At 71.9% G+C, this 19,181-nt stretch carries 17 protein-coding genes; 9 read left to right on the top strand and 8 right to left on the bottom strand.

The features are described from left to right. Positions 1–287: 287 nt before the first annotated feature. From ACXJY8_RS21575 to ACXJY8_RS21565, 3 genes are all read right to left on the bottom strand, one after another. Complete coding sequence (locus ACXJY8_RS21575) at positions 288–2,537, bottom strand: FUSC family protein (protein WP_463773512.1); 2,250 nt, start codon at positions 2,535–2,537, stop codon at positions 288–290. 224 nt (positions 2,538–2,761) lie between these two features. Further along, positions 2,762–3,502, bottom strand: a complete 741-nt coding sequence (gene aqpZ, locus ACXJY8_RS21570; RefSeq protein WP_463773510.1) for an aquaporin Z — start codon at positions 3,500–3,502, stop codon at positions 2,762–2,764. 458 nt (positions 3,503–3,960) lie between these two features. After that, positions 3,961–4,338 carry a hypothetical protein gene (locus tag ACXJY8_RS21565; RefSeq protein WP_463773508.1) on the bottom strand — a complete coding sequence of 126 codons (378 nt, stop codon included), beginning with the start codon at positions 4,336–4,338 and terminating at the stop codon, positions 3,961–3,963. A gap of 415 nt (positions 4,339–4,753) precedes the next feature. Between ACXJY8_RS21565 and ACXJY8_RS21560 the strand changes: the two genes are divergently transcribed. The 3 genes from ACXJY8_RS21560 to ACXJY8_RS21550 all read left to right on the top strand — a co-directional run bounded on the left by ACXJY8_RS21560 (position 4,754) and on the right by ACXJY8_RS21550 (position 8,885). Beyond that, positions 4,754–5,506 (top strand): PRC-barrel domain-containing protein, encoded by a 753-nt coding sequence (locus tag ACXJY8_RS21560; protein WP_463773506.1) that lies wholly within the window; start codon positions 4,754–4,756, stop codon positions 5,504–5,506. Then, positions 5,503–6,861: an MFS transporter gene (locus ACXJY8_RS21555; RefSeq protein WP_463773502.1), complete on the top strand. Its 1,359-nt coding sequence runs from the start codon at positions 5,503–5,505 to the stop codon at positions 6,859–6,861. Before ACXJY8_RS21560 ends, ACXJY8_RS21555 begins: the two co-directional genes overlap by 4 nt. A 257-nt stretch (positions 6,862–7,118) precedes the next feature. After that, entirely contained in the window at positions 7,119–8,885 is a 1,767-nt protein-coding gene (locus ACXJY8_RS21550) for an ABC transporter ATP-binding protein (protein ID WP_463773499.1), read from the top strand. 302 nt (positions 8,886–9,187) lie between these two features. Here the strand turns inward: ACXJY8_RS21550 and ACXJY8_RS21545 are convergent, their stop codons facing one another. After that, entirely contained in the window at positions 9,188–10,402 is a 1,215-nt protein-coding gene (locus ACXJY8_RS21545; RefSeq protein ID WP_463773497.1) for a polyhydroxyalkanoate depolymerase, read from the bottom strand. Positions 10,403–10,772: 370 nt separating this feature from the next. Here ACXJY8_RS21545 and ACXJY8_RS21540 point away from each other — a divergent pair, with 370 nt between their 5' ends. After that, positions 10,773–11,429 (top strand): glutathione S-transferase family protein, encoded by a 657-nt coding sequence (locus ACXJY8_RS21540; RefSeq protein ID WP_463773494.1) that lies wholly within the window; start codon positions 10,773–10,775, stop codon positions 11,427–11,429. A 156-nt stretch (positions 11,430–11,585) separates the two neighbouring features. Beyond that, complete coding sequence (locus tag ACXJY8_RS21535) at positions 11,586–11,855, top strand: hypothetical protein (protein WP_463773491.1); 270 nt, start codon at positions 11,586–11,588, stop codon at positions 11,853–11,855. Between the two features lie 123 nt (positions 11,856–11,978). Here the strand turns inward: ACXJY8_RS21535 and ACXJY8_RS21530 are convergent, their stop codons facing one another. Both ACXJY8_RS21530 and ACXJY8_RS21525 read right to left on the bottom strand, forming a co-directional pair. Beyond that, positions 11,979–13,433 (bottom strand): ATP-binding protein, encoded by a 1,455-nt coding sequence (locus tag ACXJY8_RS21530; protein ID WP_463780892.1) that lies wholly within the window; start codon positions 13,431–13,433, stop codon positions 11,979–11,981. A gap of 56 nt (positions 13,434–13,489) precedes the next feature. Next, complete coding sequence (locus ACXJY8_RS21525; RefSeq protein WP_463773489.1) at positions 13,490–14,218, bottom strand: response regulator; 729 nt, start codon at positions 14,216–14,218, stop codon at positions 13,490–13,492. Between the two features lie 298 nt (positions 14,219–14,516). On the opposite strand from ACXJY8_RS21525, the gene ACXJY8_RS21520 reads away from it, so the two are divergent. From ACXJY8_RS21520 to ACXJY8_RS21505, 4 genes are all read left to right on the top strand, one after another. Further along, entirely contained in the window at positions 14,517–14,795 is a 279-nt protein-coding gene (locus tag ACXJY8_RS21520) for an accessory factor UbiK family protein (RefSeq protein WP_463773487.1), read from the top strand. Positions 14,796–15,099: 304 nt separating this feature from the next. Continuing rightward, positions 15,100–15,603, top strand: coding sequence for a type III secretion system chaperone family protein (locus tag ACXJY8_RS21515; RefSeq protein WP_463773485.1), 504 nt, complete (start codon positions 15,100–15,102; stop codon positions 15,601–15,603). Then, the gene (proC, locus tag ACXJY8_RS21510) at positions 15,600–16,427 is read left to right on the top strand and encodes a pyrroline-5-carboxylate reductase (RefSeq protein WP_463773483.1); all 828 of its coding nucleotides are present in this window, start codon (positions 15,600–15,602) and stop codon (positions 16,425–16,427) included. The genes ACXJY8_RS21515 and proC overlap by 4 nt, the downstream gene beginning before the upstream one ends. 66 nt (positions 16,428–16,493) lie before the next feature. After that, positions 16,494–17,297, top strand: a complete 804-nt coding sequence (locus ACXJY8_RS21505; protein WP_463773479.1) for a TetR/AcrR family transcriptional regulator — start codon at positions 16,494–16,496, stop codon at positions 17,295–17,297. Positions 17,298–17,300: 3 nt separating this feature from the next. Here the strand turns inward: ACXJY8_RS21505 and ACXJY8_RS21500 are convergent, their stop codons facing one another. Together ACXJY8_RS21500 and ACXJY8_RS21495 are read right to left on the bottom strand one after the other, a co-directional pair. Then, entirely contained in the window at positions 17,301–17,645 is a 345-nt protein-coding gene (locus ACXJY8_RS21500; protein WP_463773474.1) for a cupin domain-containing protein, read from the bottom strand. Between the two features lie 260 nt (positions 17,646–17,905). Then, on the bottom strand, positions 17,906–19,045 hold the full coding sequence (locus tag ACXJY8_RS21495) for an HPP family protein (RefSeq protein ID WP_463773470.1): 1,140 nt from the start codon (positions 19,043–19,045) through the stop codon (positions 17,906–17,908). Positions 19,046–19,181 lie beyond the last annotated feature (136 nt).

Here is a 19,181-nt window from a genome sequence, read left to right as displayed (position 1 = left end):
GATTTTCGGCCTGCCAGGGGCTCCGTCGGGGCCTCGTCCGGCGGCGCTGTGGCAGATCGGTCACGGCCCCTGGGTCGGCCGGAGCCGGCGCGACGCCGGCATCCCGCGCGGGGTCGAATCGGTTACGGGAAGCCGGTCGCGAGCACGCGCCGGCGCGGCAGGGCCCGGCCCCGGGACGCGATGTCCGGATATTGTAGCCCGGAGAACGGCCTCCGGGCGCTAGAGCCTGCTCTTGCGGTGTCGCATTGTCTTCGGGCGAGCCGGCAGCCACCGCGCTTGAAAAGGCTCTAGGCCCGGGCGGTCCGGGTCGCGGCCGGCGCCAGCGTCTCGCCCAGGAGTTCGATCTGGGCGACGAGGCGGGTCAGGCCCTCGCTGCGGGGCGCGGATGGCATCGGCGGCAGGACGCCGTCCCCCTCGCCGCCGAGGCTCGACAGGGTGGCGGTGATCCAACCGCTCCAGGCCGCGAGCGCGTCCGGCTCCGCCGTCTCGACGGCGTAGCGCAGGGCGGTGAGGCGCGCCGAGATCCGCCGCAGGGTCGCGTCGGCCACCATGGCGGATTCCACCTGCGGATGGCGTCCGGCGCGGGGCTGCTGCAGGGCGCGGGCGAGCGCGGCCTCGAGGTCGTTGAGGGCGAGGCCCGAGGCGCGGGCGGCCTGGGCGCGGATGCCGGAGGCCTCCGCCTCAGGTCCGGCACAGAGCACGGCCCGGGCGAAGGCGGCATGGGCCCGGACCGCCTTGCGCAGTTCGAGGCGGACCTGGTCGGGCTCCCAGATCGGCCAGAGCACGAGGGCGCTCGCCACCGCGATCAGGCCGCCGAGCAGGGTCAGGAGCGCGCGCATGCCCGCCACCTCCCAGGAGCCGTGGCCGGGCTCGACCACCTCGACCAGCAGCACCACGAGGGGCGTCAGGCAGGCGATGAACACGCCGTAGCTCACCTGGCGGGCGGCGAAGCCGATGATGCTCAGGGGGAAGACCAGCGCCGCCAGGGCCAGGGGCGAGGTGGCGAAGCTCGCCAGAACGGCGCCGATCAGGCCGCCGAGCACGGTGCCGCCGATGCGCTCCAGGGCCCGCTGCCAGGTGGCGGCGTAGAAGGGCTGCATCGTCAGCACCACCGTCATGGTGAGCCAGTGGGCGAAGGGCCCCGCCCAGACTAGGGTCGCCCACAGGGCGGGGGCCGCCACCACGGTCGCCCGCACGGCGTGGCGCAGGTTGGCCGACGCGACGGTGAAGTTGGTGCTGAGCGGCCCGAGCAGTCGGGTCGCGAGGGGCAGGCTCGCCCGCCCGAGCAGGGCGCCGCCGGGGCGGTAGCCGTCCGGCGTCGAGAGCTTGGCGCCGATGCGGACGCGGTCGAGGATGCGGGTGGCGAGGTCGTGCAGCCCGCGGTCATGGGCCAGGCGCCGGGTGCTCCGGTCGATGGCCCGCTCCAGGCGGGCGAGATCGATCACGCTGTCGTCGCGGATCGCCCGGGCGATGACGCCCAGGAGCGGCCGCAGCCGGCGCAGGAGGCGGCGCGCCATCCGCCGGCGGCGCGGGTCCGGCTCGCCCTCGATCAGGTCCGAGAGGGCGATGAGGGCGGCGAAGATCTGTTCGGCGGCCTCCAGGCGGATCAGGGCCTGGGCGGTGCGGTCGGAGATGCGCTCGCGGCTGCGGGCGAGATCGACGATCACCGTGCGGGCCTGCTCGATCGCCTCGCGCACGCCCCGGCGGTGGGCGCGGGCGTGCCTGTCGAAGGCCTGCAGGTCGAAGGTCTGGCGATCGAAGATCTGGCGGGCGCCGCCCCGGGCGGTCTTCGCCTCGGGCGTCTCCGGCCAGGCCAGGGAGGCGAGGTCCTCGAGGTCGTCGCAGAGGCGGGTCAGGCGGCGCCAGACCTCGGCCACCGCGCGATGCGTCGGCCGATAGGGGTGGAGCCGCCACAGCAGCAGCGCCAGCAAGGTCGCCCACAGGCCCCCGGCGCTGAAGACCAGCCCGGCCACTAGGGCCTGGTCGGGGGTGAGCGGCCGGTCGAGGGCGAAGCACAGGACGAGGACCAGGACGTTGCCGGCCGCCTGGGCCTGCACGCCCCAGACCCGGGCGTAGGTGCAGCCGAAAATGACGATGCCGGCGAGCGGCACCACGGGCACCGGCCCGAGGGGCTGCATCAGGCCGAACAGCCCCCAGATCACGCCGCCGAGCAACGAGAAGACGGTGAGCACGAGGAGGCGCGAGCGCATCGGCCCGCCCGCATCGGCGAAGCAGGCGAGGTTCGCCGCGAGCGCCACGGTGAGGAGCGGCGGCCAGGGAAACCATTCGTGCAGGAGGATGACGAGGCCGAAGGCCAGGGCCGCCCGCACCCCGTCGACGAGGCTGAGGCCGCGTGGATCGAGGCCGATCGGCAGGCGCGTGAGGTCGAGCCCCGGATTGGTCAGCGTCCCCCGTCCGCGCAGGAAGGCGGCCGCGCGCATCCGCCGGCGCGGGCCGGCCCCCGGGGCGGAGCCGGCCGGACGGCCCTGCGGAGCGGTGGCCTCGGGAGAAGCTGAGCGGGCGGGAGAAGGGGACATCGCGGACGCGGCAGGCTCCCGGAGGGCGCAGGCCCTCCGTACCTCCGCGATCTAGGGCGCTTCCGCGCCCGGCGGAACCGCCGGGGTCGGCACGGGAGCCCTGCGCTCCACGGGAGCCTTCAGGTTCACGGGAGCCTTCAGGTCCACGGGAGCCTTCGGGTCCACGCGAGCCTTCGGGCCCACGGGAACCTTCGGGTCCGTGACGGGGGGCGGCCCGCCGCCGGTCAGATCGCGCGTCCCTTCTCGATCACCCGCGTGTCGACGACGTCGGCAGGCTCGTAGAGCCAGCGCGCCATGGCGCCCGCCGCCATCGCGCCGACGATCGGCGCGAGCCAGAACAGCCAGAGCTGCCCGAGATGATCGCCGCCCGCGATCAGGGCCGGGCCGGTGCTGCGGGCCGGGTTGACCGAGGTGTTGGTCACCGGGATCGAGACGAGGTGGATCAGCACCAGGGCGAACCCGATCGGAATCCCGGCAAAGCCGGTTGCCGCCCCCTTCGAGGTGGTGCCGACGATGATCACGAGGAAGAAGAACGTCGTCAGGGCCTCGGTGACGAGGCAGGCGGCGAGGCTGTACCTGCCCGGGCTGAGCTCCCCGTAGCCGTTCGACGCGAACCCGTTCGGCACCCAGCCGGGCTTGCCCGAGGCGATGGCATAGAGGACGCCCGCGGCCAGGATCGCGCCCACCACCTGGGCCACGATGTAGGGCACCACGTGCCGGTTGGCGCAGCGCTGCGCCGACCACAGCCCCAGGGTCACGGCCGGGTTGAAGTGACCGCCGGAGATGTGACCGACCGCGTAGGCCATCGTCAGGACGGTGAGGCCGAAGGCCAGGGCGACCCCGAGGAAGCCGATCCCCAACTCGGGAAAGGCCGCCGACAGGATGGCGGCGCCGCAGCCGCCGAAGGTGAGCCAGAACGTGCCGAAGAACTCGGCGGTCGCCCGCCGCATCGTGTCGTGATCCATGACGATGCCTCCCGCTCGTGCGTTCGCGCAGCGCTCCTCCCAGGGCGGGTTCGCCGCCACCGCTCGGCACGACGCGACACCAAAGATCCTGCGCCGGATTCAATACAGCGCAGTATTCGAGGATCGCACGATCGTCAGATCTCAGCAACGCTCGGGAACTGTCAAATTTCTAGACGGCCGGCGAGCGCCGAAAACTGTCTTTTCATAGCGCGAACCGCCAAGGCGCGGATCAGAAACTGTTTCGTCCGAGGACACCATCGGCGCTGCGGCGCCCGCGCCCGCCACCCGGGCCCGGCGCAGAGGGGCGACCGCGCACGCGACCCGGCGGGGTCCGTGCGCGTGCGACGGGCTCTCGGAAGAGCGCGGCTTCGAGAGCCAGCTCCCGGAAGATCGAGCCTTGGAAATCGGGTCTTGGAAGATCGGGCCTCGGAAGACCGGGCCCGACGAAGGATCGGGTCCTAGAACTTGCCGCCGAGACCGACGCTGCCGCCCTGGCCCATCTGGGGGGCGAGACCGCCGGAGCTCGACCGGGTCGCGGTCTCGCCCTCGATGTCCTCGCGCCGGATGCGGCGCTCCTCGTTCGCCGCCGCGCGGGTCTGGCCGCCGCCGGCGCTCGGCACGGCGATGCGGCGCGTCGGGGCGGTCTGGAGCGGAGCGCCGTCGGGATCGATCTCCGCGGAGCGGCCGCGCTGGGGACCCGGCACCGAGCCGCGCATGGAGGGGGGCGGGCCGACCTCCGTCTCGGGCATCACGCCGCCACCGCCGCCGAGCGCTTGGCACCCGGCGAGCGCGGCGGCAACGAGCGCGACGGCGCAGGCTCTGGACGGAAGGGACATCGGCTCTGGTCCTCGGGAAAACGCCGGCGACCGCTTTCGGGGCGCCCACTCACTCTGTCTGCCTCTGTACGACGCGGTTTTGGCGAAAACCAGACACGCTCCGGTGCGTGGGGGATTGCGGCCACGCTTGGCCCGGTGCCAGAGTGCGCCGCCAGGGGCGGGGATCGGCGCGAGACCGGTCCAGTTCTTGCGCGAGTGCCGCGCGCGACGTCGCGCCGTCCTGCCTTCGCCGGAGCCGGGTCCCTCCGCCGCCGGCGACCGGAGGCGGCCGCGACCCGCGCGTCCATTCCTCTCGCCCATCCACAACTTCGCCTTGGTCGACGCGCAATGAGGCCGGAACCGCCCCTGGGGCGGAACCCGCCGCCCAAGCTGCCATTGTGTCAGGCCGGCGAGACGCACCACTCGGGGAACGCGCGTGTTCAGAACTGTCCGGATGATCGCCGCCGCGACGATCACCCTGTTGGCCGCCTCCGCGGCCGCCGAAACCCCGGCCGCGCCGGGCAAGGACGCCGCGCCGAGCCCCGGCGAGGTCACGACCGGCACGCCCGCGACCCCGGCACCCGCGCCGGCTCCGGCCGCGATCCCCGCCACGCCGCCCGCCACGCCGCCCGTCGCGGGCACGCCGGCTCCGGCTCCGGTTCCGGCTCCGCCCCCCGGCGCGCCGGCCACGGGCACGCCCGCCACGGTGCTCGACACCCAGGATTACGAGGGCATCCTCGGCAAGGGCGTGCGCAGCTCGACCGGCGAGGATATGGGCCGGATCATCGACATCATCCTGGACAAGGACGGCCGCCCGCGGGCGGCGATCATCGATTTCGGCGGCTTCCTCGGCGTCGGCTCCCGCAAGATCGCGGTGGACTGGCGCGCCATGCGCTTCACCACCGACGGCAAGGCGAGCCGGCCGGTCCTGCAGCTCAGCCGCAACCAGGTCCGGGTCTCGCCCGAGTACAAGGCGGGCGAGCCCATCGTGGTGCTCGGCCCCGCCAGCCCGGCCGCGCCCGCCGAGGGCGAGCAGGCCGCCGCCCCGGTCCAGGGACCGCCCGCGCCCCCGGCGGCGGCCGCTCCTCCGCCGGTCGCCGCGCCCGCCGCGCCCGCTCCCGCGGCCCTGCCCGCGCCCGCTCCCGAGAAGGCGCCGGACAAGCCGGCCGAGAAGTCGCCGGATCGATGACGGTTCCGCTCCCGAAGGATCGCCGGGCGCTCAAGCCGCGGGACGTCGCGCGTCCGGAGTTCCGGCCGCGGCCGCTCCCGCGCCGCGACGCCCTCACGGACGATGTCCCGCCGGCGACGGCAGCGGAGAACCCGGCCGACATGAAGGTGATCTCGCGCCGGAGCACGCGCGGCCTCGACGGGTTCGCGTTCTTCGTGGCGAACCTCCAGACCGGCTTCGGGCCGTTCCTGGCCGTGTACTTCACCCAGGCCAAGTGGACCCAGTCCGACATCGGCTTCGCCCTCACGGTGGGCAGCCTCGTCAGCCTGCTCGGCCAGGTCCCCGGCGGCGCCTTCGTGGACGCGGTGCGCTCGCGCCGCTTCGCCGCCGGCTTCTCGGTGGTGGCCATCGCGCTGAGCGCCTTCGCGCTCGCCATGTGGCCGAACTTCCTCGTGGTGCTGCTGGCCATGGCCGCGCATTCCGCGGCGAGCTGCATCCTCACCCCCGCCATCGCGGCGATCAGCATCGGCCTCGTCGGCCATGCCCGGGCGGGCGAGCGGCTCGGCCGCAACGCCAGCTTCTCGGCCCTCGGCAACGCCGTCGCCGCCGCCGGGATGGGCGCCTGCGGCTACTACCTCTCCAACGACGCCGTGTTCTACCTCACCGCCGCCCTGATGGTGCCGACCCTGATCGCGCTCTCGCGGATCCGGTCCGACGAGATCGACGGCCCGGCCCAGACCCAGGCCCGGCCGGCCGGGGACGCCGCGGCGGCGCGGGACGGGGCCGGCCTGCGCGCCCTCCTCACCAACCGCGCGCTGCTGTGCTTTGCCGCCTGCATGACGCTGTTCTTCCTCGCCAACGCGGCGATGCTGCCGCTGGTGGGCAGCATGCTGACCCTGCGGGCCAGCGAGACCGCGACGGCGCTGATCGCCGCCTGCATCGTCGTGCCCCAGGTCGTCCTCGCCGTGTCGGCGCCCAGCGTCGGGCGCCTGGCCGAGCGCTGGGGCCGCCGCCCGCTGCTGCTCATCGGCTTCGCCGCCCTGCCGATCCGCGGCCTGCTCTTCGCCTATGTCGACAGCCCCGAACTCCTGGTGGCGATCCAGGTCTTCGACGGCATCTCGGCGGCGGTGTTCGGCGTGATGGTGCCCCTCGTGGTCTCGGACGCCACCCGGAGGACGGGCCATTTCAACCTCGCCCTGGGGGCGGTCGGCACCGCCATGGGCATCGGCGCCGCCCTGTCGACCTCGCTCGCCGGCGTGATGGCGGACCGGCTCGGCAGCCACACCGCCTTCCTCGGCCTCGCCATCGTGGGCTTCGCCGCCTTCGCCCTAGTGGCGCTGATCATGCCGGAGACGCGCCGCGATCCGGCGGCGTGACACCCGGCGGAGCGCGCAGAAGCGGGACCACGGCATCGAATTCGCTTGCCGCTCAAGCGATGTTCAGGTTTGCACGCTAAAACGCGCAAACCTCTGCCGGACACTGCAACGCTTGCCCCCGCTTCGCGTTGCGAGTCAGGGGGGCTCAAGATCCTGAGTGGGGCACGCGCGGGAAACCAGGGTCCGCGAGGACGCCTTAACAGAAGCAGGTCCACCCCCTGTCCGGGCGGACCCTCGAAACCGGGACGGTCACCGCGATGGAAGACCTCTGCGTTTATGCCGATAGGCCGTTCGCCTTCGTGGGACGCTATCTGCGCCGACGCGCCCTGCCGCACATCGTCATCCTGTGCGCCGTGCTCGGCGCCGTGGGCTTCTCCGTCAGCACCGACTATGCGCTGAAGGGGGTCGTCGATGCGCTGAGCAAGGGGCCGCAGGCCGGCCTGATCTGGAGCGCGCTCGCCCTGCTGATCGCCTTCATCGCGGCCGACAACATGCTCTGGCGCGTGGCGAGCCTCGTCGGCTCGTTCACCTTCGTGGGCGTCACCGGCGACATCCGGCGCGACCTGTTCCGGCACATGACCGGGCACTCCCCGACCTTCTTCGCCGACCGGCAGCCCGGCACCCTGGCCTCGCGCATCACGGCGACCTCGAACGCGATCTTCACGGTCGAGAACATGTTCGTGTTCAACGTGATGCCGCCCTGCGTCGCCGCCTTCGGCTCGATCCTCTACATCGGCAGCGTCAACCTCACGATGGCGCTGGTGCTCGCCGGCATCTTCGCCGCCGTCGTGCTGCTGATGTTCAAGATGGCGGCGGCCGGAAAGCCCCTGCACCACGACTTCGCCGCCAAGGCCGCCTCCGTCGACGGCGAGATGGTCGACCTCGTCGGCAACATGCCGCTGGTGCGCGCCTTCTCGGCCTTCAAGCGCGAATACACCCGCTTCGACGGGACGATCGGCCAGGAGATGCGCTCGCGCCGCTCCTCGCTGCTCTACCTCGAGAAGCTGCGCATCGTGCACGCCATCCTGACGGTGCTGGCGGTGCTGGGCCTGCTCTACTGGGCCATCACCATGTGGGAGGCCGGGCAGGCCACCAACGGCCAGGTGGTGCTCGTCTGCACCCTGGGCATCCGCATCCTGGCCGCGACCCGCGACCTCGCCGTGGCCCTGGTGGACGCGACCCAGCACACGGCCCGCCTCTCGGAGGCGCTGCACACCCTGCTGCAGCCGCACGACCTGATCGACCACCCGGAGGCCGAGCCGCTCTCCGGCAGCGCCGGCGCCGAGATCACCTTCGACCACGTCGCCTTCTCCTACCCGGACGGGCGCGGCGTCTTCACCGATTTCGACCTCGTCATCCAGCCCGGCCAGCGCGTCGGCCTCGTAGGCAAGTCCGGGGGCGGCAAGTCGACCCTGTTCTCGCTGCTGCAGCGCTTCTACGACGCGCAGGGCGGCCGCCTCCTGATCAACGGCCAGGACATCCAGCGCGTCACCCAGGAATCCCTGCGCGAGGCCATCACGGTGGTGCCGCAGGACGTCTCGATGTTCCACCGTACGCTGCGGGAGAACATCCGTTACGGACGGCCCGACGCCTCGGACGAGGATGTCTGGAAGGCCGCGGCGGCGGCCCACTGCACCGACTTCATCGAGGCCCTGCCCGAGGGCTTCGACACCATCGTGGGCGACCGCGGCGTGAAGCTCTCCGGCGGCCAGCGCCAGCGCATCGCCATCGCGCGGGCCATCCTCAAGGATTCGCCGATCCTGCTCCTGGACGAGGCGACCTCGGCCCTCGACGCCGAGTCCGAGGAGGCGATCCGCCACGCCCTCGCCAACCTGATGAAGGGCCGCACGGTGATCGCGATCGCGCACCGCCTCTCGACGCTGAAGGACTTCGACCGGATCGTCGTGCTGGAGGGCGGCCGCATCATCCAGGACGGCTCGCCGGACAAGCTGACCCATCTCGACGGATTCTACCGCGAGCTGATGAAGAAGGAATCGATGTCGATGGCGCTCGCCGCCGCCTGAGGCGGGGGCGGGGGCGGGGGCGGGACGACCCCCGACGATCGGAGCAGGCCAGCGCCCTCCCCCGCCCGCTGTGCGGGTCCGTCCTCCGCGTGGGGCGGAGGGAGGAGCCCGCACCGGGGCCGAGACCCGTCGGGATCGGCGCGGACGAGCCGCCGAGCCGCCCCGATCGACCGACCGGGGGGCAGCATGCCCTCATACGGTTTCCGGATAATGGCTTCGGTCATCCTGTGCGCGACGCGCTCCCTCTCCTTTTAGGAGAGGGGACCCGCGCCAGAACCCGAACGATTCAGCCGGAAACTGTATCAGTTGTGGGACTGGATGAAGTTGCGCACCAGCGGGTAGGTCTGGCTCTCCCACTTGCGGCCGGAGAACACGCCGTAATGGCCGACGCCGGCCTGGAGGTGGTGGCTCTTCATGTGGTGGGGCAGGCTGGTGCAGAGGTCGTGCGCCGCCATGGTCTGGCCCACCGCGCAGATGTCGTCGCGCTCGCCCTCCACCGTCATCAGCGCGGTCTTGCGAATGGCGCCCATGTCGATGGGGTTGCCGCGATAGGTCAGCTCGTTCTTGGCCAGGGTGTAGTCCTGGAACACGGTCTTGACCGTCTCGATGTAGAACTCCGCCGCGAGGTCGAGGACGGCGAAGTACTCGTCGTAGAAGCCCTCGATCTGGCGCGCCTTGTCAGTCTCGCCGTTGGCCAGGTGCCAGAACAGGTCGGCATGGCCCTGGATGTGGCGCTTGGCGTTCATCGAGACGAAGGCCGAGACCTGCATGAAGCCGGGATAGACCCGGCGGCCGGCGCCCTTGTGCCGTTCGGGCACCGTGGCGATGAGGTTCTTCTCGAACCACGCGATCGGCTTCGAGGTGGCGAGGTGGTTCACCGAGGTCGGCGAGATCCGGCAATCCACCGGGCCGGCCATCAGCGTCATGCTGCGCGGGTGCGCCACGTCCTTCGAATGCGCCATCACGGCGGCGGCGGCCAGCGCCTGCACGGCCGGCTGGCACACGGCGACGAGATGCGCCCCCTCTCCGATCGCGCCGAGGAACTGCACGAGGTGGTCGACATAGTCGTCGAACCCGAACGGACCGGCGCTCAGGGGCACGTCGCGGGCGTTGTGCCAGTCGGTGATGTAGACGTCGTGATCGGGCAGCAGGGTCCGCACCGTGCCGCGCAACAGGGTGGCGAAGTGGCCAGAGAGCGGCGCCACCACGAGGACGCGGGGCTGCTCGGTGTCGATGTCCTTCTTGAAGCGCAGCAGCGTCCCGAACGGCGTCGCGAAGGCCGCCTCCTCGGTCACCGGCACCTCGCGGTTGCCGACCGTCACGCTGTCGATGCCGTAGGCGGGGCGGGTGAAGGTCAGCCCGGCGCGCATCATCATGCGGGCGCCCGCGGACCACCAGTTCAGCGGTTCGCGGTAGCCGGCGGACGTCCAGGGGGAGACGGCGTCATGGACGAGACGTCCCCAGGCGCGCGTCTGCTCCGCCAGGTCAGACTGGGCATCGAAGGCACGATAGAGCATGCAGCCCGAACTCCTACGCGAACCGTCAAATCGCAGAACGTCCGCGGCGAGCGGGCGCGACGGCAGAGCCGTCGACGATGGGGCGCTAGGCTGGGGCAGGCAGGGCCCGGACGCAACGGCCATAACGTGTGATATCCTGCGGTTGTTGTGCGTATGCATCACCCGGGAAGTGTCGCGCGTCGCATCGGAATAAGAGGTGAACATCGTCTCATCGAAGGCCGTGACTGTGAAAGGTCAACCTACGCCGTGACAAAAGGCTCCCGTACCGGTCGAGCCGGCGATGCGGTGACTGGAAACATCCTGCCTGTCGGTGCGGCCCGGCGGCACGAGTCTTGGATCACGTGTCGGCGAGGGAACACGGGGGGACACCATGCCTGCGGCGACGCTGACGATCTCGAGCCGGAATTACTCGTCGTGGTCCCTGCGCGGCTGGCTGGTCTGCCGCATGGCCGGGCTCGATTTCGAGACGGAGCTCCTCTCCGGGAACGACGCCTCCACCCGGGCGGAGCTCCTGCACCTGTCGCCCTCGTTCCTCGTTCCCCGCCTCGTCCACGGCGAGATCATCGTCTGGGACACCCTCGCCATCGCCCAGTACCTCAACGAGATCCGGCCGGAGGCCGGGTTCCTGCCGCGCAACGCCGTGGCCCGGGCCCATTGCCGCTCGATCTCGGGCGAGATGCATGGCGGCTTCATCAACCTGCGCTCGGCCCTGCCGATGAACCTCAAGGCGCGGCACAGGAACTTCAAGATCTTCAACGGCGCGCGGGGCGACATCGAGCGGGTGATCACGATCGTCGACGAATGCCTGGGTCGCTACGACGGCCCGTACCTCTTCGGCGAAACGCCGAGCCTCGCCGACGCGATGTTCGCCCCCGTCTGCACCCGCTTCCGCACCTACGATGTCAGCCTGTCGCGCCGGACCGAGGCCTATCGCGACACCATCCTGGCCTGGCCGCTGATGGAGGAATGGGCCGCCGAGGCGGCGCGGGAGCCCGACGAGATCGAGGAACTCGACATGGAGTTCTGACGGCTCCGGTCCGGCCGCCGCCCCTTCGGACGGCAGCGGGCGGTCGCGTGCGCGGCGGCACGTCACCATCGCGCGACGCGACCCATATCACTCTCATCGCAGTCGAGACGCAGAAGACACAGGGTCTTCGTCTCACACAGGAGTGATATTCTTTCCATGAAACATCGTCTTTTCGCCCTCGTTGCCGCAACTGTTTTTGCTGTTGCTGCTCCGGCGACCGGAAGCTTCGCGTTCGACCGCGTCGCACCGGCCTACGGCGATGTGCCCGCCTCCCGCTACGACGACATCACGACGGGCTCGATCCGCTCCTACGATGTCCCGGTCACGGGCCGCTGCGCGGACAATTCGGCGAGCCAGGGCAACGCCAACCAGCAGAACTTTCCGGTCCAGCAATATGGCCAGACCTCGGGCGGCCCGCGCTGCTGATGCGACCCTGACGACGCGACGTCTGACGACGTGACGTGAGCCGGCCCCGAGCGCCCGGCCACGGAGGAAGGCCCGGCCCCGTGCGGTCCGGGCCTTTTCGCGTTCCCGGCCCCCGGGCTCCGCTCACTCGGCGGCGGCGCGAAGGCCCGGCTCGGCCGCGACGGCCGGCGGCGACGCCGAGACGGTGCGCGGCAGCTCGATCCGCGCGGTCAGGCCGCGCGGCGTCCGGTTGCGCAGGGTGAAGCGCCCCTCGTGCGAATCCACGATAGCGAGGACGATGGAGAGCCCGAGGCCGAAGCCGCTGGCGGTGTCGAGATTGCGCGCCCGGTCGCCGCGCACGAAGGGCTGGAGCATGGCGTCGCGCTCGGCCTCCGGGATGCCGGGGCCGTCGTCGCTGACGTCCACCGCCACGCCGCGCTCGGTCTGCGTCACCGTCAGCCGTGCCGCCCCGCCATACTTCACCGCGTTGTCGACGAGGTTCATGATCGCGCGCTGCAATTCGTCCGGCCGGCCCTGGACCAGGACGTGGCGGGTCTCGGCGACCCGGACGTCGGCACCGATATCGGCGAACTCGTCCGCCACGGTCTGCACGATGGAGGCGAGGTCGATCAGCGTCTTGGCGCCCCCCTCCGGGGAGTGACCGTCGCGGACGAAGGACAGGGCCGCCTCCACCAGACCGTTCATCTGGTCGAGGTCGCGCAGGGTCATGGTCCGCGCGTGGTCGTCGTCGATGAACTCCGCGCGCAGACGCAGGCGGGTGATCGGGGTGCGCAGGTCGTGGCTGATCGCGGCGAGCATCTGGGTGCGGTCGTCCACGAGGCGGCGCACGCGGGCCCGCATCCGGTCGAGGGCCCGGGACAGGGCGACCACCTCGCGCGGGCCGTTCTCCGGCAGGTCCACGAGGTTCATGCGGGTGCCGAAGACGTCCGCCGCCTCGGCGAGCCGGGCCAGCGGCGCGGTGAGCGCCCGCGTGGCCCAGAGGCAGATCAGCGAGACGGCGACCCCCAGGAACACGAAGGTGAAGATGATGGCGCCCTGCCGCATGGGCGGGCGGTCGTCGTCCGGCACCAGGGCCGAGAGCCGGGCGCCCCCCGGCGTCGCGATGCCGACGCGCACGCCCGGGGGCGCATCCGCCGGCCGCCTGGCCGCCGACAGGTCGGTGATGGCGAGGGGGCGGCCGAAGCCGTCGCGCAGGCGCTGGACCACGAAATGGTCGCTGATCCGGTCGTCGCCCGCCGGCTCCGGCACGGTGGTCCCGGCATCGGTCTCGTCCCAGGGCTCGATCCGCAGGGTCGGCAGCATCCGGGCGGCGTTGGCGATGAGCGCCGGACGGTCGGCCGGGCTGGCGCCGTCGAGGAGGCGGGCCACCGTGGCGAGGCGGTTGGCGGCGACGCCGGGATGGTCGTCGGGTCGCCACGGCTCGCGCAGGGTGAAGAAGGCCAGCGTCGCCATGGCGTGCGCCAGCACCACCGCGGCGACGATGAGCAGGGCGATCTGCCCGGCGACGCTCGACGGCACCAGGGCGCGCAGGCGGCTCCAGGACGGCGTCATGACGCGGCCCTCATCGGGGGTCCCCATCCGGGGGTCGTTGATGCGCGGGGTCTTCTTGCGCGGGATCTCCATGCGCGGGGTCCTCATGCGCGGGTGACCTCCGGCGTGAAGAGGTAGCCGCCGGAGCGGATGGTGCGGATGATCTCGGGGTTGCGCGGGTCCTGCTCGATCTTCTGGCGGATGCGGCTGATCAGGACGTCGATGCTGCGCTCGAACGGGCCGGCGGCCCGCCCCTGCGTCAGGTCGAGGAGCTGGTCCCGGGAGAGCACCCGGCCGGGACGCAGGCAGAGGGCGTGCAGCAGGTCGAACTCCGCCCCCGTGATGGCGATGCGCGCATCCTCCGGGCTGAGGAGCTGGCGTAGGGAGACATCGAGGGTCCAGCCGAGGAAGTGCAGGCGGCGCACGCCCTCCTCCGCCTCGGCCTCCGTGCCCGTGCCCCGCCGCAGGATGGCGCGGATGCGCGCCAGCAGCTCGCGCGGGTTGAAGGGCTTGCCGAGGTAATCGTCGGCGCCGATCTCGAGGCCGATGATCCGGTCGATCTCCTCGGCCTTGGCGGTGAGCATCAGGATCGGGATGCGCGAGGTGGCGCGCAGCCGCCGGCACAGGCTGAGCCCGTCCTCGCCCGGGAGCATCAGGTCGAGGACGACGAGGTCGACCCGGGCATCGGCCAGCACCTTGTCCATGGCCACCCCGTCCCCGGCGAGGCTGACCCGGCACTCGTTGGCGCGCAGGTAGCGGGCGACGAGGGCGCTGATCTCGCGGTCGTCCTCGACCAGGAGGATGTGGGGATGGGTGGCGGTCGTCTGCGTCATGGTCCCGAGCATCGCGGCTCCCTCCGCATCCGGGACCGGCGCCCGGACCCCATGCGGCTCTGTCAACGCGGGATTATGCGCCCGGCTGCGTGCAGTTCGAAGGGCCGGCGCGGCAGGGATTTGTAAATGCCTGTTTCGCGCCCCCGCGCCGGACACCGCCGGAAACATCCGCGGCCGGGCGCACAAAGCACCGGCGCGGATTGCCGGGACGCGCGGGGATTCTTATGTCGTGACGCGCAGGCGCCGGTCTCGTGGCCGTCACGGACGGATGGCGGCCTCACTGCTCCGGGAGACGACGATGCAAGGCTCGAACCGGCTGTTCGACGATTTCGCCCGCCTGATGACCGACGCCGCCGGAGCCGCGCAGGGCGTGCGCCGCGAGGCGGAGACGGTGTTCAAGGCCCAGGTCGAGCGCCTGATCCGCGACATGGACATCGCCTCCCGCGAGGAGCTCGACGTGCTGCGCGACCTCGTCTCGGCCCTGCGCAGCCAGAACGACGCCCTGGCCGCCCGGGTCACCGCCCTCGAGGCGAAACTCGGCGCCGAACCGGTGGCCGGGGCCAGCGAGGCGATCTGATTCCAGGTTGATTCGCGGGCGCTCCCGCCCCGCCACGCTTGTGCACAGGAAGGAACGGTGGACGGTCGCTTTCCTGTTCACCGGCTTCCCGGGCCGCTTTGAAACGCGAGTCCAGCACGGTCTATAGTGGGTCATGACCTGATTCGCTCCCGCCCCGAAACGCCCTGAACCGAACAGAATCGCCGCCTGCCGCACCCTCACCGGGTGGGCGTGGAGCAACTCCGGAACAGAGCGCCAGCGGTGGCAGGATCGAGTTTCACAACGACTTCGCCGATCTTCGCCAAGATCGACACACTGGACCGCCATGACCCAACTCCACATCGAAGATTACGATCGGCACGAGCATCCCCTCGACATCGTCGAGCGCCTCGCGTCGCTGCGCGACTGGATCTTCGACCGGGCCGAGACCGACGAGATGTCGGTCTCCGTGGCCGGGCGCTGGGCCGACTATCACGTGGCGTTCACCTGGATCGAGGACGTGGAGGCGCTGCACGTCGCCTCCGCCTTCGACCTCAAGGTGCCGGAGCGCCGCCGCACCGAGATCCTGACCCTGGTCTCCCTGGTCAACGAGCAGCTCTGGGTCGGGCATTTCGACCTCTGGTCCACCGACAACGTGGTAATGTTCCGTCACTCGCTGCTGCTGACGGGTGGCGCGGCCCCGACCCAGGGCCAGTGCACCATGATGCTGAAGTCGGCCGTCGACGCCTGCGAGCGCTACTACCAGGCCTTCCAGTTCGTGCTCTGGGCCGGCAAGTCGGCCCGCGAGGCCCTCGACGCGGTGCTGTTCGAGACCGAAGGCGAGGCGTGAGCACGCCGGCCACCCCCGTCCTTCCCGCCTCCCTCACCCTGGTGGGCGCCGGCAAGATGGGCGGCGCGATGCTCGCCGGCTGGCTTGCGGGCGGGCTCGACCCGGCCCGCACCACGGTTCTCGATCCGCAGCCGTCCCCCGAGATGCAGGCGCTCTGCGCCGCGCACGGGCTCGCCCTGAACCCCGCCGCGCCGCCGGTCGCCGAGGCGCTGGTGCTCGCCATGAAGCCGCAGGGGCTGGAGGGCGCGGCGCCCGCACTGGCGCCGCTCGTCGGCCCCCGGACCCTGGTGGTGTCGATCCTGGCGGGCAAGACCATCGCCAACCTGCGCGACCGCCTGCCCGGCGCCCGCGCCATCGTGCGGGCGATGCCCAACCTCCCCGCCAGCATCGGCCGGGGCGCCACCGGCGCCGTGGCCAGCGCGGCGGTCGATCCGGAGCAGCGGGCCCAGGCCCATGCGCTCCTCGCCAGCGTCGGCGTCGTGGAATGGCTCGACGACGAGGGGCTGATCGACGCGCTCACCGCCGTCTCGGGCTCCGGCCCGGCCTACGTCTTCCTCCTGGCCGAGGCGATGGCGCAGGCGGGCGTCGCCGCCGGCCTGCCGGCGGACATGGCCGCGCGTCTCGCCCGCTCCACGGTCACGGGCGCCGCCGCGCTCCTCGACGCCAGCCCCCGCGAGGCCGGGCTCCTGCGCCAGGACGTGACCTCGCCGGGCGGCACCACCGCCGAGGCCCTTGCGGTGCTGATGCGCAGCGGCGGCCTGCCGGACCTGATGCGCGAGGCCGTGGACGCGGCGCGGCGCCGCGCCGGGGCCCTCGCGGGCTGAGCCGGCCCTGACGATCCGGCCGGCGGACCCTACATGAAGGCCTGATTGGACGAGGATCGCACGACCATGGCCAAACGCCCCGGCTCTCCCAAGCCCGAGACCCAGAAGACCGAGACGGACTCCGCCGACACCCTGCCGGCGGCGGCCGCAGCGCCAGAGACGACGCTGCCTCCGCGCGAAGCGGCCGTCGAGGCCCTGATGCGGCTCGCCGCCGAGCAGCCGTGGAACGACATCGAGGTCGGCGACATCGCCCGGGAGGCCGGCCTGACGCTGGCGGAACTGCGCGACCTGTTCCCCTCGAAGGGCGCCGTGCTCGGGGGCCTCTCCCGCATCATCGACCGCAAGGTGCTGGAGGGCGACACGGCCGATCTCGCCGACGAGCCGACCCGCGAGCGCCTGTTCGACGTGCTGATGCGCCGCCTCGACGCGATGACGCCCTACAAGGACGCGCTGCGCCGGATCTCCTACGCCCTGCGCGGCGACCCGCTCTCGATGCTGGCGCTGAACGGCGTCGCGCTGAACTCGCACCGCTACATGCTGGCCGCCGCCGGCATCAACACCGAGGGCCCCCTGGGCCGCCTCAAGCTCCAGGGCGTGGTCATCGCCTTCGCCCGTACGGTGGAGGTCTGGCTCGACGACGAGGATCCGGCCCTGGCCCGCACCATGGCGCGGCTCGACAAGGAGATCCGCAACGGCGAGCGCTTCATGGAGCGCGCCGACGACGCCCGCCGCCTGACCGCGCCCTTCCGGGCGCTCGGCCGCTCGCTGCTCGACCGCGGGGGCCGCTCGCGCCGGGCGCGACAGGCGGCGGACGACCGCAACGAGGACGAGGGCAACCCCCTCGGCGGCGATCCGGCCGCCGCGATCTGACCCCTATCCCCCGGCCGACCGGTCGGACTCGCCGAGATGGACGGCGAGCCAGACCGTCGGCCGCTTGGGATCGGTGAAGGTAACCCGGTGTTCGGTCCCGGCCGGGATGAACAGGGTGTCGCCCGGCCCCAGCACCGTCTCCGCATCCCCCATCGCGACCCGCGCCGCCCCCGCGAGCAGCAGCACCCATTCGTCATAGGCCTGGCGATAGGGCTGGTCCGGCGGCGTGACCTGTCCCTGCGAGACGATCCGCTCGATCCGGCAGCCCGGCCGGGCGAGGAGTTCGGTGAAGACCTCGCCCTCCGAGGCGTCGGGCAGCTCGGCGAGCAGGTTGGCGTCGGGCATCATCCGGGACAGGCTCGGTGCGGGGCGCGCGGCGGCCGGCGAGGGCCGGGCAGGCGGGCCGAAGCGCCCGGCGTCAGCCCCGGCCGAGCAGGCGATGGACCTGCCAGGTGAGCATCATGCTCGCCACCATCAGGGTCGCGTAGAGGAGTTGGAGGAGAAGCGGCGCGTCGTGCATCGGCTCGGACCCTTGGAGCTCCGGTGCGAGGGAATGCGCCTCCCTGCAACAACCGCGCCATGGATTCCGGCCCCGCGCCGCCGATCCCTCAGGATACCGGTGCGGCGCTCCGGTCGAGGGCCTTGTTCGAGACGAGGCGCATCAGCACCGCCAGCAGGTCGGTCTGGGTGATGATCCCGAGGATGCTGCGGTCCTCGGCCGTGACCACCACCGCGTGCGCGTGGCCGTTGGTGAGCGGCTCGATCAGGCCGAGCACCGGTTCGGCGGCGCCGGCCGTGCGCGCCTCGGACATCACCTGCGCGAGGCCGCCCTCCCCGCGCAGGGCGAGTTCGCGCAGGCCCAGGGTCCCGGCGAGGCGGCCGGCCTCGTCCACCACCGGCAGGGTCCGGATGTTGTGCCGGAGCAGCAGGTCGCGCGCCCGCGTCAGGGGCTCGTGCAGCCCGATCGTGATCACGTCGCGGGACATCACGGCCTGGCACGCCAGCGTTCCGTGCGTTCGCACGAGGGCCTGGTTCTCGACCTCGCGCAGCAGGCGGTCGAGGTCGCTGCGGTCGATGTCGAGGGTCTCGTGCAGGTTGAGCAGCGCCGCATCGACGTCGCGGGCGTTGAAGCCGACCCGGATCGCGGCCGGCAGGTCGGCGGTGCCGTGCGGGTTGGCCGGAGGTGCGGCCGGCACGTGCGGGTACGTGCGCCCTGAAATGCGGTGGAAGGCGATGCCGAGGCTGACCAGGATGATGGAGTTCAGGCAGACCGGCACGAAGGGAAACAGGAACCCGGAGGAGGCGATGGCCGGGCCGCCGATCAGCGCGGTCAGGGCGGCCGCGCCGCCCGGGGGATGCAGGCAGCGCGTGAACGACATCGCCGCGATGGCGAGCGAGACGCCGACCCCGATGGCCAGCACCGGGTTCGGGATGAAGTGGGCGGCGGTGACGCCGATCAGGGCCGAGATCGTGTTGCCCCCGATGATCGGCCAGGGCTGGGCGAGCGGACTCGCCGGCACCGCGAAGAGCAGCACCGCCGTCGCCCCCATGGGCGCGACGATGAGCGGGATATGCGGCCCCTGCCCCACCATCCAGCCGGAGACCAGGCCTGTTAGGGCGATGCCGATGAGGGCGCCCAGGCAGCCGATCAGGCGCTCGCGCAGCGTCGCGCCCGCCAGGATCGGTCGGAACAGGCGGGAGCCGAACAGCGTGTCGGCTGGGCGGTCGGGGCCGGCGGTGTCGGACATTCCTCTGCCCTCGCTCGCGCAGGGCCCGCAGGGCGGGCAAACGCTGAAAATACAGGCTGGCGACTCTGGTATACCAGATCGACCTTACAGGGCGAGGCTCAAAATGCAAACCGCAAAGGCATAATGCCTTCCGCAA

This window comes from Methylobacterium sp. TK31 (assembly GCF_055361545.1).
Note: the sequence above shows the minus strand (reverse complement) of the source record. Positions and strands in the feature narration are given on the sequence as shown.

What these genes read in the sequence shown, in the direction of transcription:
- ACXJY8_RS21565 (WP_463773508.1), bottom strand. Translation starts at nt 4,338, where the DNA reads ATGTCCCTTCCGTCCAGAGCCTGCGCCGTCGCGCTCGTTGCCGCCGCG.
- ACXJY8_RS21550 (WP_463773499.1), top strand. Translation starts at nt 7,119, where the DNA reads ATGGAAGACCTCTGCGTTTATGCCGATAGGCCGTTCGCCTTCGTGGGA.
- ACXJY8_RS21520 (WP_463773487.1), top strand. Translation starts at nt 14,517, where the DNA reads ATGCAAGGCTCGAACCGGCTGTTCGACGATTTCGCCCGCCTGATGACC.
- ACXJY8_RS21515 (WP_463773485.1), top strand. Translation starts at nt 15,100, where the DNA reads ATGACCCAACTCCACATCGAAGATTACGATCGGCACGAGCATCCCCTC.
- ACXJY8_RS21500 (WP_463773474.1), bottom strand. Translation starts at nt 17,645, where the DNA reads ATGATGCCCGACGCCAACCTGCTCGCCGAGCTGCCCGACGCCTCGGAG.
- ACXJY8_RS21545 (WP_463773497.1), bottom strand. Translation starts at nt 10,402, where the DNA reads ATGCTCTATCGTGCCTTCGATGCCCAGTCTGACCTGGCGGAGCAGACG.
- ACXJY8_RS21505 (WP_463773479.1), top strand. Translation starts at nt 16,494, where the DNA reads ATGGCCAAACGCCCCGGCTCTCCCAAGCCCGAGACCCAGAAGACCGAG.
- ACXJY8_RS21530 (WP_463780892.1), bottom strand. Translation starts at nt 13,433, where the DNA reads ATGGGGACCCCCGATGAGGGCCGCGTCATGACGCCGTCCTGGAGCCGC.
- ACXJY8_RS21525 (WP_463773489.1), bottom strand. Translation starts at nt 14,218, where the DNA reads ATGACGCAGACGACCGCCACCCATCCCCACATCCTCCTGGTCGAGGAC.
- aqpZ (WP_463773510.1), bottom strand. Translation starts at nt 3,502, where the DNA reads ATGGATCACGACACGATGCGGCGGGCGACCGCCGAGTTCTTCGGCACG.
- ACXJY8_RS21535 (WP_463773491.1), top strand. Translation starts at nt 11,586, where the DNA reads ATGAAACATCGTCTTTTCGCCCTCGTTGCCGCAACTGTTTTTGCTGTT.
- ACXJY8_RS21495 (WP_463773470.1), bottom strand. Translation starts at nt 19,045, where the DNA reads ATGTCCGACACCGCCGGCCCCGACCGCCCAGCCGACACGCTGTTCGGC.
- ACXJY8_RS21555 (WP_463773502.1), top strand. Translation starts at nt 5,503, where the DNA reads ATGACGGTTCCGCTCCCGAAGGATCGCCGGGCGCTCAAGCCGCGGGAC.
- ACXJY8_RS21575 (WP_463773512.1), bottom strand. Translation starts at nt 2,537, where the DNA reads ATGTCCCCTTCTCCCGCCCGCTCAGCTTCTCCCGAGGCCACCGCTCCG.
- ACXJY8_RS21540 (WP_463773494.1), top strand. Translation starts at nt 10,773, where the DNA reads ATGCCTGCGGCGACGCTGACGATCTCGAGCCGGAATTACTCGTCGTGG.